Origin of the sequence: Collinsella sp. CLA-SR-H006 (assembly GCF_040097075.1) — a bacterium.
Taxonomy (GTDB): Bacteria; Actinomycetota; Coriobacteriia; order Coriobacteriales; family Coriobacteriaceae; genus Collinsella.
In genome coordinates, this window is record NZ_JBBNPD010000015.1 from 54,174 (window position 1) to 67,675 (window position 13,502).

General features: G+C 60.3%; 11 protein-coding genes. 1 reads left to right on the top strand and 10 read right to left on the bottom strand.

Annotation, left to right across the window (positions count from 1 at the left end; translation table 11 throughout):
• Window positions 1-96: 96 nt before the first annotated feature.
• The 10 genes from AAA069_RS08740 to AAA069_RS08785 all read right to left on the bottom strand — a co-directional run bounded on the left by AAA069_RS08740 (window position 97) and on the right by AAA069_RS08785 (window position 12,143).
• A complete protein-coding gene (locus tag AAA069_RS08740; protein ID WP_349128131.1) occupies window positions 97-807 on the bottom strand; it encodes a metallophosphoesterase in 711 nt (236 codons plus the stop codon).
• Window positions 804-2,720 carry a BMP family ABC transporter substrate-binding protein gene (locus AAA069_RS08745; RefSeq protein WP_349128132.1) on the bottom strand — a complete coding sequence of 639 codons (1,917 nt, stop codon included), beginning with the start codon at window positions 2,718-2,720 and terminating at the stop codon, window positions 804-806. The genes AAA069_RS08740 and AAA069_RS08745 overlap by 4 nt, the downstream gene beginning before the upstream one ends.
• Before the next feature lie 92 nt (window positions 2,721-2,812).
• Entirely contained in the window at window positions 2,813-3,580 is a 768-nt protein-coding gene (locus AAA069_RS08750; RefSeq protein WP_195239368.1) for a mechanosensitive ion channel domain-containing protein, read from the bottom strand.
• A gap of 129 nt (window positions 3,581-3,709) precedes the next feature.
• Entirely contained in the window at window positions 3,710-5,734 is a 2,025-nt protein-coding gene (locus AAA069_RS08755) for a 5'-nucleotidase C-terminal domain-containing protein (protein ID WP_349128133.1), read from the bottom strand.
• Between the two features lie 158 nt (window positions 5,735-5,892).
• Complete coding sequence (locus tag AAA069_RS08760) at window positions 5,893-6,687, bottom strand: ATP-binding cassette domain-containing protein (protein ID WP_055250279.1); 795 nt, start codon at window positions 6,685-6,687, stop codon at window positions 5,893-5,895.
• Window positions 6,680-7,603, bottom strand: a complete 924-nt coding sequence (locus AAA069_RS08765) for an ABC transporter permease (RefSeq protein WP_006234992.1) — start codon at window positions 7,601-7,603, stop codon at window positions 6,680-6,682. The genes AAA069_RS08760 and AAA069_RS08765 overlap by 8 nt, the downstream gene beginning before the upstream one ends.
• A gap of 203 nt (window positions 7,604-7,806) precedes the next feature.
• Window positions 7,807-8,787 carry an ABC transporter substrate-binding protein gene (locus AAA069_RS08770; protein ID WP_349128134.1) on the bottom strand — a complete coding sequence of 327 codons (981 nt, stop codon included), beginning with the start codon at window positions 8,785-8,787 and terminating at the stop codon, window positions 7,807-7,809.
• A gap of 160 nt (window positions 8,788-8,947) precedes the next feature.
• The gene (locus tag AAA069_RS08775; RefSeq protein WP_349128135.1) at window positions 8,948-9,736 is read right to left on the bottom strand and encodes a hypothetical protein; all 789 of its coding nucleotides are present in this window, start codon (window positions 9,734-9,736) and stop codon (window positions 8,948-8,950) included.
• 258 nt (window positions 9,737-9,994) lie between these two features.
• The gene (asnS, locus tag AAA069_RS08780) at window positions 9,995-11,398 is read right to left on the bottom strand and encodes an asparagine--tRNA ligase (RefSeq protein ID WP_022093883.1); all 1,404 of its coding nucleotides are present in this window, start codon (window positions 11,396-11,398) and stop codon (window positions 9,995-9,997) included.
• Window positions 11,399-11,579: 181 nt separating this feature from the next.
• Window positions 11,580-12,143: a PTS glucose transporter subunit IIA gene (locus tag AAA069_RS08785; RefSeq protein WP_040359007.1), complete on the bottom strand. Its 564-nt coding sequence runs from the start codon at window positions 12,141-12,143 to the stop codon at window positions 11,580-11,582.
• A 243-nt stretch (window positions 12,144-12,386) separates the two neighbouring features.
• Between AAA069_RS08785 and AAA069_RS08790 the strand changes: the two genes are divergently transcribed.
• The gene (locus AAA069_RS08790) at window positions 12,387-13,289 is read left to right on the top strand and encodes an alpha/beta hydrolase (RefSeq protein ID WP_349128136.1); all 903 of its coding nucleotides are present in this window, start codon (window positions 12,387-12,389) and stop codon (window positions 13,287-13,289) included.
• Window positions 13,290-13,502 lie beyond the last annotated feature (213 nt).

The window sequence follows — 13,502 nt, forward strand, 5'->3', positions numbered from 1 at the left end:
ATTGCTAAAGAAACCCGGTTCTGCCTTGTGCAGGACCGGGTTTCTTGCTATCGCGTCAAAAGCACCACAAAGGGGACAGTGTCCCCTTTGTGGTGGTTACCAGGGTGTTCTGGCGGTTGAGGACTCGATGGCATCGTGGCGTTTGAGCTCGCGGCGCATGGTTTGCGAATTGAGCCAGGCTGCCTGCCAGCCGCGGATGGGGTAGCGCGTCTGGTCGAGCTCAAACTGCGTATAGCCGCAGGCGTTGATGATCGTCGTTCCACACGCATGCTGCCGTTCGCGCTGAAAATCGCAACCGTAGCTTTGGTGCACATGCCCGTGCACCATGTAGTCGGGATTCCAGGATTCGAGTGCTGTGTTAAAGCACTCGAATCCTCGATGCGGCAGATCGTCCAGATCACCCATACCGGCGGCGGGTGCATGGGTAAGCAGAATGTCGCACCCGCCGACCATCCTAACCTTACGCGACAGCTTACGCATGCGCTTGGACATCTCGCGTTCGGTGTACATGTTGGCGCCGTCGCGATAACGCATGGACCCGCCAAGGCCCGCAATGCGAATCCCTTGGTACGTGTACACGCTGTCCTCTACGCAGATACATCCACCCGGTGCATGACGTGCGTAGCGGTCATCGTGATTGCCGCGCACGTAGATGAGCGGTTTGTTGATGACCGTAACCAAAAACTCAAGATAGTCCGGGTCCAGATCGCCGGCGGACAAAATCAGGTCGACTCCCTCAAAGCGTTCCTTGCGAAAGCACTCCCAAAGGCATCGTTCTTCGGTATCGGCTATGGCAAGAATTTTCATAGGGCAGGGACTTTCGGCTCATCGTCGAGCTGCGGAATGGTGCCTACCACGTTGTCCGCCAGCCAATTCATCTCGACAATCTGCGTGCTCGGCAGCGGAGGGAAGCCTTCGATCTGTACCACGCCGTTCTGGCTATGGAGCTCGCCGCCAAAGGGGTTGATGGATCCCTCAACAATGCCGTTGCGGAGCAACTGCACGAGTTTGCGCGTCTGGTAGGGTAGGCCCGGAGCGTAACGGATGTCGATAACGCCGGAGCTCATGCCGTACCAGTAGTTGACGGCACGCACTTGATTGTCGTCGCTGGTCTCGTCCCACGTGCCGTGCAGAAGGCTGCGAACGATGAGCTCGTAGTAACGGCCCCAGTTCCATACGGGCATGGCGATGCCGGTGACTTTGCCGTCGACCAAGCGGTGAAGCCCGTAGGCCGTTGGGTCTTCGAGCGACTTTGACATGTCAGCGCCGGTCATGACGCTTACGCCTTCGCGGCACATGGCTTCGGCAAGACCACCGGCGGGCACATCGCCCCAGGTGAGGATGACCTGAGCGCGCGGGTCGAGCAGCGAGGCGCCAATCGCAAAGGCGTTGATCTCGCTGAGCGCGCCCGAGGCGAAGACCGACGCGTGGTAACCGATGCGGTGGTTGTCCGCCATGCTGGCCGCAAGGGCGCCCAGCAGAAACTTGGCCTCGTACATCTTGCCAAAGTACGAACGGACGCTTTGATGGGGAAGGCCGATAGAGCAGTTGAGGAACCGAACCCGGGGATACTCAACGGCAGCCCTGAGCGTGTATTCCATCAGGCGGTGCGAGGTCGAGAAGATGACGTTTGCTCCATGTTTGACAGCCGTTTCCACGGCGGCGTAGAACACATCCGGATCGTGACAGTCCTCGAACGCCTCGGTGCGCACGATACCGCCAAAGTTCTCATCGAGATACTGACGCCCTTGGTCGTGCAGGCTGTCCCAGCTCGACGTCGCACAGGGGAACTCATGGATAAAGGCGATGCGCAGGGGGTTGGCCGTCGAGTAGACGGTCTTGCCCATAAAGAAGTTGAGCACGCCAGAGGTGGACTTGGCGGGCGTCTCCTCCTCGTCGACGCTCGGTGCTTCGACAAGATCGACCTTGTCCTCGTCATTTTTGCCGGCAATGACCAGCTCGCGCCAGATCTTGCACAGGCGGTTTACGACGATATCCGTTGGCGTATCCAGCAGGCGGTCCTGGTTGTACACATTGAGGTAGACGAGCATGGCGTCGGCGGGCGTAATGTCCAGGTGATCGCCGCCTGCGCGAAGGTAGGCACGCTTAAAGAGCAGGAAAGTGTGGCGCAGGTAGTCGACCTTTTTCTGCGGCCATTTTTCGATAAGGTTCTGACCGAGCATCTTCGCGAGCGTTTCGTAGCTTCCCTCACGCGAGAACTCGATCTCGTATAGGGGGCAGACGCGCCAAAACGCGCAGAACTCGCCGTACAGGCGGCTTTCGACGGAATCCCATGTGCCGGGGTAGAGACGGGTGACCTTGGCCGAAACCGTCGGGGCGTCTAGGAATTTGAGGACACTGACGCGTTTGTTGCCTTCTTGGACATAGAACCGATGCATGAACTCGGTGACGATGACGGGGTCGCGATAGCCCTCGGTCACCTGGATGTCGTAGAGGTTGGACCACTTGCGGGCGAACTCGGTGCTAAACGGAAGCAGGGGCATAAAGTTACACGAAAAGGCGGACTGACGGCCCTTGGTGACCGTGCCGACGACCATTTCGAGCGGAATATCCCGCAGGCCGACATTCTCTCGCTGACCTAAGGGGAGCTGAGCAACCAAGCTATCGAGGTCCGTAAGGTATGGATGCTCGCTTTGGCTAATGGCGCGTCGACGTCCTTGCTCGCCGCGCTTGCGTGCTTGACGATAGGCCTCTTCCATAATGTTGCTCCCTTAGTCGTTTAAACAACTATATGAACCATGGTACCACGAATGAAAACCACTACAAAGATGCCTGACCCCTTTGCGGTGGTTTAGGCGATGATGGGGGCGATGGCGCGGATGCAGGCGTCGGCAGCGGTGAAAGTGGTGCTGTCGTCGCTGACGATAAAGATGATCTTTCCTTTGATGCCAAAGTCGCCGATTTCGCTAAAGAGCACGTAGGGCTCTTTGTCAAAGCCCGAGATGGGCGAGACGGCCGTTTTGGTTGCGCTCGTGAGCTCGTCTGCCAGCACGTCAAGGGAAGCCCACTTAGACGTGTCCTTTACGGCAACGGGCACGGCCACGCGTCCAAAGGGCATCAAATGCACGAGCGTGTTCTTGGAGATGTTGGAGTTGGGCACAATGATGGTCTGTCCACAGGCATCCTCAATCGTTGTATGACGCCAAGTGATGTCTTGGACCACGCCGGATACGCCGCCGACCTCGATATTGTCGCCGGGTTTGATGATGCCCATAAAGGTCACTTGCATGCCGCCGATAAGGTTTGACAGCGTGTCCTGAAAGCCGAGCGAGATGGCGATGCCGCCGACGCCAAGAGCGGCGACGAGGGCGTTTGCATTAATGCCAAAACAGTTGTCGAGGATAAAGCTGCCGCCGATCATCCAGATGACGGCGCGCGCGATGTTGATGAAGATACTCGATGCCGGTAGCGGGTTATCGTCTCGGTTAAGCAGATGGTTCAGGGTCTTGGATACGACCTTGGCGGCGACGGCGGTGCCTATCGCCAAGATGACGGCCCAGATGATGTTGTGGACCCACCGTTGCTCAAAGAAATGAAGAATCGGCTCAAACAATTCCATGTAGGGAAAACCTCCTAATGATCGTCCAACCATGATACCCACCAAGAAGCCCGTCCGATCAAATTCGGACGGGCTTCTGTGCTCGATATAAAGTTTACGCGGTGGGGCTGCAAGGCCCGGCGGTGTAGCTTAGCGTCGACGCTTCCAGATAATGCCGAGCATGATGACGATGATGCCGCCGATAAGGCACGCGCCAACTACTGCCAGCGTGCGGTCTCCCGTTGCGGCGAGCTTACCGGTCGTCTTCTTGGTGATGACCTTCGTGGTCGCCGTGTCCGTCTTAGGCGAGGGCTTAGGCGTCGGGGCCGGTGTGGGCGTGGGGTCCACGGCAGCGGAGCCAAAGCTGATGGTGCCCGCGAGCGAGGCCATCTTGCTCTCCCAGCTGTCCTGCCCGATCAGTGCCCTCAGCGCCGCCTCGCATGTGCCCCACTCGGTGTACTTGGTGGCGTGTGCAAAGGTGGGAAAATCGGTCGTGTTGGTAATGATGTAGTTGTTGGTGGCGACGGTATAGGTCTTGGCGGGGTCGAGCGTGCTGCCGTCTTTGGTGAGTGTGGCACTCACAATGCGCTTGCCTTCGGGCTGCGTCCAATCAATCGTCACGTTGATGCCGCCAAAGGAGAGAACGCTGCCAGAGTCATCGCGCCACTTGTACTTGTCTTGCGCCTCCTGCTCGGTATGGCCGGCTGCCACGTAGGCTTGCTGAAGCTCGTAGCTGTGATTGCACTCGTCGCTGATTTGTAGCGAGTGCTCGAGCGCTGCGAGGAAGTCCGCGCCGGTCATGGTCCAGGTCTCCACGGTGTTGCCGTAGGGCGAGATGGCGATGACGTTGCCGGCGGTCACGTTGCCCGCCGCGATGCCGCCGCGGATGCCGCCAGCGTTTTCGATAGCGAGGTCTGCGCCCGTCAAGGCAAGATAGGAGCCGCAAATCACGTGGCCGATGGTCTGGGCTTTGGTGGTGTCGTCCTCCTTGCTGGGGCGGAAATCGGTGGTGCGCACCATTTCCCAACCATGCGTGCCTGCGGCGTCCTCGCCGTAGAAATAGTTGGTGGTGGATGTGCCGAGCACCTTGTTCGATTCGTTTTCAAAGGCCTCGTCGAGCGGCTTGATCTTGTTGCGGACGGCTTCAAGGCAGCTTTGGTAGTCGGAGCCCTTGTCGGGGTCTGCCAAAAGGTCGTTGACGTTCTTGGCGGTGTAGAGCTTCTCGTCGCTGCCGTCTGCAGGGACCGTGACCGTGTCATCGTCGGTCGTCTCGGTGCCATTCGTGTCGTACTTGTACGGAATGGAAAGCAGCCCCACCTCGGCAAAGGCGCTGCCTGCCTCGACAACGTGGATTGTCTTGCCGTCGGCTCCCGTCACCTTCTCGTTAAGGTTGATGTGCTCGTGGCCTGCGATAAGGGCATCGATGCCACGGAGCCGTGTGGCAAAGGTCTTGGCGTTGAGCGTATGCGCGATACAGACGATAACGTTGCAGCCCTCCTTGCGCAGCTGCTCTGCCTCGGTATTGATGGCGTTCGTGGCACTCGAGAACGACGTGCCCGCGACCAGGTCCGCGCGCAGCGAGGATCCCAGCGACTCATCCATGGCACCCACGACGCCGACCTTGATTTTGTAGTCGAATGTGGAGTGATCCTCGCTATCCTCCCAGGTGCGATCGAGCGTCTTCGTGATGCTCGAGCTCCATACGCCGCTCGTAGACTTTGCGTTCGCGCAGAGCATGGCGAAGGGCGTGCCGGTGGTGCTGTAGCCGGTCATGGCGCGGAGTTTGTCCGCGCCGTAGCTCCAGTCGTGGTTGCCTGGCGTGGTCGCGTCGTAGCCGTCGGCGTAGAAGGTGTCCATGAGCTCGGCGATGCTCTTGCCCTCGCTCATGGTGGCGAAGGACTGTCCGTGGAAGGTGTCGCCCGCATCGAGCAAAAGATCGGGGGCGCTGTTTTGGGCGCTATAGAGAACCGCCAGTCCATCAAAGCCCACAGTGCCGGTGCCCTTGCTTGCGTTGTAGCTGTACTTGTAGCTGCCGTGGATGTCGTTGGTGTGCATGACGGCCACGGAGCCGTCAATAGCGGCGGGCAGGTTCCCCGCGAAAGCGAGGCTTGGGATGCCTGCGAGCGCGCCGGCAAACAACGCGGCGGCTAACGCAAGGCGGGGGAGTCTTTTCATGGCAGTTTCCTTAGTCCTTAGCCAGAATGTCTGGTTGAATATCGGATTATCGACATAATATGCGAAAACCGCCGCAAGGGCGTCTGTCCCTTAGCGGCGGTTTTGACGCTTGCGCAGATAAAACCTACCAAAATAAACCTGTCCCTTTTTGGCAGGTTTTAGCTCAGCAGCATGCGGTCGTTGGCGAGCTCACCGCCCGAGACCTCCTCGAACTTCTGCAGCAGGTCGGCGACGGTGAGCGACTTCTTCTCATCGCCCGCCACGTCGTAGATCACGTGGCCTTCGTGCATCATGATCAGACGGTTGCCCAGACGGATGGCGTCGTTCATGTTGTGCGTGACCATGAGCGTGGTCAGGTGGTTCTCGTCGACGATCTCCTCGGTCAGGTTGAGCACCTTAGAGGCCGTCTTGGGGTCGAGGGCCGCGGTGTGCTCGTCGAGCAGCAGCAGGCGCGGCCTGGTGAGCGTGGCCATCAGCAGGGTGAGTGCCTGGCGCTGGCCACCCGAGAGCAGGCCGACCTTGGCGTTGAGACGCGTGTCCAGACCAAGGTCCAGGCGCTTGAGCAGCTCAACGTACTCATCTTTCTCGGCCTTGGTGACGCCCCACGAAAGGCCGCGACGCTGGCCGCGACGCTTGGCGAGGGCCAGGTTCTCGGCGATCTGCATGTCGGCAGCGGTACCGCGCATGGGGTCCTGAAACACGCGGCCCAGGTACTTGGCGCGCTGCGACTCGCTCAGGCGCGAGATGTCGGTGCCGTCGAGCTCAATAACGCCCGAATCGAGCGGGTACACGCCGGCGATCATGTTGAGCAGCGTGGACTTGCCGGCGCCGTTGCCGCCGATCACGGTTACAAAGTCGCCGTCATTCAGGGTGAGGTCGACGCCGGTGAGCGCGCGCTTCTCGGTGACGGTGCCCTTGTTAAAGGTCTTCTTGACGTGCGAGAGCTTAAGCATCTGCCTCATCCCCCTTCGTGTAGGAGCTGCGGAGCTTATAGCGCTCCCAAACCACGGGCACGCACAGGGCCACAGCGACAATTACGGCGGAGAGCAGCTTCATGTCGTTGGCGTCCATGCCCAGCTGCAGCACGATGGCGCGGATGAGGAAGTACACCACGGAGCCAAAGACGGCGGAGGCAAGACGGACGCTAAACTGCGTGAGGCCGCCGGGCAGCAGACGGCCGAGCACCTCACCGATAACAATGGCGGCAAGACCGATAACGATGGCACCGGTGCCCATACCAATGTCGGCATACTTCTGGCTCTGGCAGATGAGCGCGCCCGAAAGGCCGATGAGGGCGTTGGAGAGCACGAGGGCGATCATCTTGGTGGAGTTGGTGTTGACGCCCAGAGCGCGGATCATGTACTCGTTGTTGCCGGTGGCGCGCAGCGCCGAGCCGATCTCGGTGCCAAAGAACCAATACAGGATGGCAACGATAGCCACGGCGAGCAGGATGCCCAAGATGATGGCAACGGTGGACTGCGGCAGACCGGTCATATTGCTGACGGCCGAGAACACGGTGCCCTTGGCAAGAATGGGCGTATTGGACTTGCCCATGATGCGCAGGTTGATGGACCACAGGCTGATCTGGGTGAGGATTCCGGCGAGGATCGCGGGAATCTCAAAGACGGTGGTCAAAATGCCCGTGACGGCGCCCGCGATGGCGCCGGCGCACATGCCGGCCAGCACGGCGAGCAGCGGGTCGACGTTGTTATTGACGATGAGCACGGCGCAGACACAGCCGCCGAGGGCAAAGCTGCCGTCGCAGGTCATATCGGGAATGTCGAGCAGGCGGAACGTGATAAACACGCCAAGCACCATAATGCCCCAGAGGACGCCCTGCGAAACGGCGCCCTGCAATGCAATGAGCATGCTTCATACCTCCTAGGATAGGGTGGACACGTGATTCACCATAATAGCGGTAACAATGCATAAAAGAGCTGCGGACAGACGTTTTGTTTTACCTGAAACAAGCAGGGCGGACGCCGGTCTACAGCGCCCGCCCCTGTGGCTCAGATATTGAATAACGCGACTAAAGCGCGAGCACGGGCTCTAGACGCATGCCGCGTATGGTATTACGCGTCCAGAGTGGAAAGGTCGATGCCCAGCGCCTCGGCCATCTCGTCGTTCTTGACGACGACCAGGTCCTTGCTCGAGAGGTGCTTGATCGGCATGTCTTCGGGCTTGGCCTCGCCCTTCAGGATCTTAACGGCCATCTCGCCCGCGGCGTAGCCCAGGTCCTCATAGTTGATGGAGAGGGTGAACAGGCCGCCGGCCTTACACATGCCCTCCTCGCCAGTCACGAAGGGGAGTTTGTTCTCCTTGCAGATCTGGCCGACCTGCGAGGCACCCGCGGCGATGGTGTTGTCGGTGGGGGAGTACAGCGCGTCGACCTTGCCCACGGCAGACTCGACGACGGACTGAATCTCGTTGGAGCTCGAGACGGTGAAGTCGGTGTACTCGAGGCCCAGCTTGTCGAGCTCCTTCTTGGCGGCCTTGATCTGGACGTCGGAGTTGGACTCGGCGGTGCAGTAGAGCAGGCCGACCTTTTTAACGTCGGGCAGGACCTTCTGCATCATCTCGAGCTGCTCGGCGACCGGGGTGAGGTCGGAAGCGCCCGTGACGTTGGTGCCCGGCTTGTCGTTGTCCTGTACCAGGCCGGAGGCGGCGTAGTCGGTGATGGCGCAGCCCACGATGGGGATATCGGCCGTGGCGCCGGCGGCAGCCTGCGCGGCGGGCGTGGCGATGGCATAAATCAGGTTGACGTTGTCGCCCACAAACTTGTCGGCAATGGACTTACACGTGGACTGGTCGTTCTGGGCGTTCTTCTGGTCGATCTTGACCTTAAGGCCGCTCTCCTTGATGGCCTTGACAAAGCCGTCGTTGGCGGCATCGAGTGCGGAGTGCTCGGTGAGCTGCAGAACGCCGATGGTGTAGTCGGAACCGGCGGCAGCAGAGCCGGAACCAGAGTTGCCGCCGCATCCGGCGAGCGGGGCGAGCGCGAGCAGGCCGGCGGAGACCAGAAGGCTCCTGCGACTGATGGTGATGTCCTTCATATCATTACCCCCAGTATAAAAATGGCTGGAAACACTGCACTGGGACAAAGTGCAAGTGGAACTATAGTAGCGCTGATGTCCATTTTTACAACAGCCTGGCGGGTTTTTTAATACAGAATCGGATGGGCGGTACGGGTAGTTGAATGGGCGGCGGAGGGTCTTATGCGACGGAGGAGGCGTCGTCCTCCTCGTCGAGGGCGGCGAAGAGCTTCTTGCCGTCGAGGAGACGTGTGGTGACGTTTCTCATGCGGCCAATCTCTACGGTGCGCAGCGTGTCATCGGCACCTCGGGCGTCATAGACCGTTCCCAGCAGATACGAGATGCCATCGCGCTGCCTGATGGCAAAGGGACGGAGTGTCATCCGTGCTGCTTCGGTTTCGCCACGCGTCGTGACGCTCGAAATATCAAAACTCACCGTGGTTCCGTGGTCGATGGCCTGCTCGACGAGCTCGCACGTGTCGATGCGCTTGATGGGCGTGCGTGTTACCTTGGTGGCCTTGCTGCCTGCGCTTGGAACGGGTTCGGGTGTATCGAGGTAGCCGCGAACGTCGGCGCTCGCCATGGCAACTAAGTGCTGCGCCATGCTCTTGCGGATAGCGATAGGCGTGGAGCGGTTGCGCATGACCATACCGTGGAGCCGGATGATCTCTTCATCGGTGAGCGGGCGGGTAAGAAGTTTGTAGCCCACGCCGCGTTTGTACTCAATTTCGTATCCGGCATGGCGAAGCGCGGAGATGGCGGTGTAGATGCTGCGCCGCGCCGCCGAGATGGGCATGCGGGCGGGGTCGTCGGGATGGGCGAGGCGCCGGATCAGCTCATCGGAAAGCATGGCCTTGTCTTCGCCGGTGTTTTCGCTCAAGAGCTGCAGGATGCGAACGGCGCGATAGGCTGCCATCGAGGCGGCGCCCCTCGTCGTGGTGTCGTAGGTTTCAACAGCGGCTTCGGTCATGGTGCCCACGTCCTTTCCGTTTTGGGTGGCGACGGTATGGAGCCTAGGACGTGGGGCTTTCCCAGGGGCGCAGGGCGCTCTGGGCGGTCGGTAGTCGTCGGCAAACGGCGGGTCGAGTTTTCAACAGCCCTGCTCAACTGACCAAAAACTTGCCAGAAGCTTGACGGATGCTGTTGAAAAAAGCGTCTCTCGACCGATGTCGAGAGACGCTTGTGCGATGAGCGTTGGCGTGTGGCGACGCGAGCTAGCGTCCGACGATTAGAAGTCGGCGTTGCCCACGGTGCGCGGGTGCGGCAGGACGTCGCGGATGTTGCCCACGCCGGTCAGATACATGACCAAGCGCTCGAAGCCCAGACCGTAGCCGGCGTGCTTGCAGGAACCGTAGCGGCGCAGGTCAAGGTAGTACTTGTACTGCTCGGGATTCATGCCCAGGTCCTTGATGCGGGCTTCGAGCAGGTCTAGGCGCTCCTCGCGCTGGGAGCCGCCGATAATCTCGCCGATACCGGGCACCAGGCAGTCGGCGGCGGCGACGGTCTTGCCGTCCTCGTTCATGCGCATGTAGAACGCCTTGATCTCGGCCGGGTAGTCGGTCACGAAGGTCGGGCGCTTAAAGTGCTCCTCCGTCAGGAAACGCTCGTGCTCGGTCTGCAGGTCGATGCCCCAGCTGACGGGGTAATCAAACTGGTGGCCAGCAGCGACTGCCTGCTCCAGGATCTCGACGGCCTCGGTGTAGGTAACGCGGGCAAAGTCGGAGTTGGCGACATGGTCCAGGCGCTCGAGCAGACCCTTGTCCACAAACTTGTTGAGCATATTGAGCTCGTCGGGGCAGGTGGCCATAACGTCCTTAAGGACGTACTTGAGCATGGCCTCGGCGTTATCCATGTAGTCGTTAAGGTCGGCAAAGGCCATCTCGGGCTCGATCATCCAAAACTCGGCGGCGTGGCGCGTGGTGTTGGAGTTCTCGGCACGGAAGGTGGGACCAAAGGTGTATACGTCGCCAAAGGCCATGGCAAAGTTCTCGGCATTGAGCTGGCCGGACACGGTGAGGCTTGCATGCTTGCCAAAGAAGTCCTGGCTCCAGTCGACCTCGCCGGACTCGGTGAGGGGCGGATTTTTGGGGTCGAGCGTGGTCACGCGGAACATCTCGCCGGCGCCCTCGCAGTCACTCGTGGTGATGATGGGGGTGTTGACGTAGACAAAGCCCTGCTCCTGGAAGAAGCGGTGGATGGCGGCAGCCGCGACAGAGCGGATGCGGAACACGGCGCGGAACAGGTTGGTGCGCGGGCGCAGGTGCTGCTGGGTGCGCAGGAACTCGACGGTTGCGCGCTTCTTCTGCAGCGGGTAATCCGGGGCGCTCGTGCCCTCGACCTCGATGGAGGTGGCAGAAAGCTCGAAAGGCTGGGGCGCATCGGGGGTCAGCTTGACGGTGCCGGTGCAAATGAGTGCGGCCGAGACGTTTTGATGGGCGATCTCGTCGTAGTTGTCGAGTGCCTCGCGGTTCATGACGACCTGCAGGTCGCGGAAGCAGCTGCCGTCGTTGAGCGTAACAAAGCCAAAGTTCTTCATGTCGCGGACGGACTTGACCCAGCCGGCGACGGTGACGGTCTGGCCGCCGAGCGACTCGGCATCGGCATAGAGCTGCGCGATTTTGGTGCGGTTCACGTATCCTCCCATAACGGTTGAATGATGGTTATCCATACAGTTCGATATTCTAGCAGCTCGGCTCATTTGGGCTATACAGATAAGGCATTGGCGGGATGGTTTTTCAAACGAAAAGCGCCCGCGGCCAAATGGTCGCGGGCGCTTGACGAGGTGCCTTTTTGCTGTGTGGCGCGGGGCCTGGCTACTTGGTCTTGGCAACCAGCAGCGGGTCGCCAAGCTTGACGAGTGGGTTGCCGCCGATAAGCGTTCCGGACTCGCCGACATGGTCGATGCTCTTAAGACGGTCGAGCTCGGAGACGATGACGGTCACGATGTCTTCGTGACCAGCGGCCTTAATGGCCTCGCGGTCGAAGCTGATGAGCGGCTGGCCTGCCTTGACCACATCGCCCATCTCGACAAAGCGGGCAAAACCCTTGCCGTTCATTTCCACGGTGCCCAGGCCAACATGGATGAACACGCGCAGGCCGTCCTCGGTGATCATGCCGATGGAGTGGTTGGTGACAGTGGTGGCACCGATGCGGCCGTTGGCGGGCGCATAGATGGTGCCGGTAATGGGCTCGATGCCATAGCCCTGGCCAAGCATGCCCGAGGCGATCGTCTCGTCGGGAACCTCGTTCAGGTTGACGAGCACGCCGTTGACGGGGGCATAGATGACGCCTTCGCGGGTAGCGAAGCTTGCTGCGGGCGGAACGGACGCCTCGCCGGTCGAGGTGAAGGTGGACTTAAGCGAATCGAGCAGACCCATAGTTGCCTCCAACTTAAATAGGCGCATATCGCGCGTTTGGTTTGCCGGAAACGTTTCACATGTGTTTCGCGGCTTGGTCAACGCCCCTATTCTACGCTGCTCAACGATACCTCTGAACTGGGATTATGTGATATATCAGTTGAAAGGAAACTTATTGCCGGAGTGTTTCTGCGCCACGGGTTCAAGTGGAGTACGCTTGAAGGCGAAAAACAAGGGCGCATAATTTGCGCGAAGGGAGCACATATGATTGTCGAGAACCATGCGCTGTGGGGCGAGGAGCCGACCGAGGAATATCCGGCGACGTTTACGTATTTGGGTGCCGAGCCGCTCCCCGACAAGCCCAATGGCCGCCGCCCCGCGGTGATTATCTGCGGCGGAGGTGCGTTTACGCATATCGCTCCGCACGAGCAGGACCCGGTGGCGTTTGCATTTTTGGACCGCGGCTACCAGGCCTTTGTGCTCAACTATGTGACGAGTGGCACGGGTGACGTGAGCTTTCCGCACCCCCAGGCAGATCTTGCCAAGATGGTCGCCACGGTGCGCGCGAATGCCGACGAGTGGCATGTCGACCCCAAGCGCGTGTGCGTCGTGGGCTTTTCTGCTGGCGGCATGATTTGCGCCTCGCTGGCAACACAGTGGAAGACCGGCCCCTTCGCGGGCTTGGCAGGGGCGCGTCCGGACGACATTCGTCCCGATGCCGTGGTGCTGGGCTATCCATTGCTCGACTTTGCCTATGTGCGCGACATGCAGACGCGCGATCCGCGCATTGACTTGCGCGTGCCAAAGACGGGCGGCAAGACGGGGCGCGATTTGCTCAACGACTACCTGTCGATGGTGACGGGTGGCGAGGCAACTGACGAGCATCTGGCCGACATCTGCCCCACCACGCATGTTTCGCGTCAGATGCCACCGACCTTTGTGTGGGGCGTGTCCGACGACAAGACGGCGCCGATCGCGCAGGTCTATCCGTTTGCCCAACGCATGGCGGAGGAGGGCGTCGCTTGCGAGATGCACGTCTTTGACCAAGGTGGTCACGGCCTTTCGCTCGGCAACGCCAACACCGCGGTCGACAACGAGGACAAGCAGGTGGCGGTCCGTCCCTGGATCCGCCTAGCCTTCCGCTTCCTGGAGCGCCACGGGTTTTAGTTACGGCGTTTTACCAAACGCCGTAACCACTTGACGCTGCAAGCCCGCCAGGGCGGCAATCTGCCTTTCAACTTCGGCGGCATGACCAGAAGGTCAATGCCGCCTCGTTTCAAGGCACCTTGCTCGCTCTGGCGGGCTTTCGCTCATATGACCCAATCCGCTGTCAAGAGCCACAATGGCCCCGCCGACCGCTTGCAATCGGTCGGCGGGGCC

Excerpts from the sequence above, each read along its gene's own strand:
- AAA069_RS08740 (WP_349128131.1), bottom strand. The coding sequence starts at position 807 with ATGAAAATTCTTGCCATAGCCGATACCGAAGAACGATGCCTTTGGGAG.
- AAA069_RS08745 (WP_349128132.1), bottom strand. The coding sequence starts at position 2,720 with ATGGAAGAGGCCTATCGTCAAGCACGCAAGCGCGGCGAGCAAGGACGT.
- AAA069_RS08750 (WP_195239368.1), bottom strand. The coding sequence starts at position 3,580 with ATGGAATTGTTTGAGCCGATTCTTCATTTCTTTGAGCAACGGTGGGTC.
- AAA069_RS08755 (WP_349128133.1), bottom strand. The coding sequence starts at position 5,734 with ATGAAAAGACTCCCCCGCCTTGCGTTAGCCGCCGCGTTGTTTGCCGGC.
- AAA069_RS08760 (WP_055250279.1), bottom strand. The coding sequence starts at position 6,687 with ATGCTTAAGCTCTCGCACGTCAAGAAGACCTTTAACAAGGGCACCGTC.
- AAA069_RS08765 (WP_006234992.1), bottom strand. The coding sequence starts at position 7,603 with ATGCTCATTGCATTGCAGGGCGCCGTTTCGCAGGGCGTCCTCTGGGGC.
- AAA069_RS08770 (WP_349128134.1), bottom strand. The coding sequence starts at position 8,787 with ATGAAGGACATCACCATCAGTCGCAGGAGCCTTCTGGTCTCCGCCGGC.
- AAA069_RS08775 (WP_349128135.1), bottom strand. The coding sequence starts at position 9,736 with ATGACCGAAGCCGCTGTTGAAACCTACGACACCACGACGAGGGGCGCC.
- AAA069_RS08785 (WP_040359007.1), bottom strand. The coding sequence starts at position 12,143 with ATGGGTCTGCTCGATTCGCTTAAGTCCACCTTCACCTCGACCGGCGAG.
- AAA069_RS08790 (WP_349128136.1), top strand. The coding sequence starts at position 12,387 with ATGATTGTCGAGAACCATGCGCTGTGGGGCGAGGAGCCGACCGAGGAA.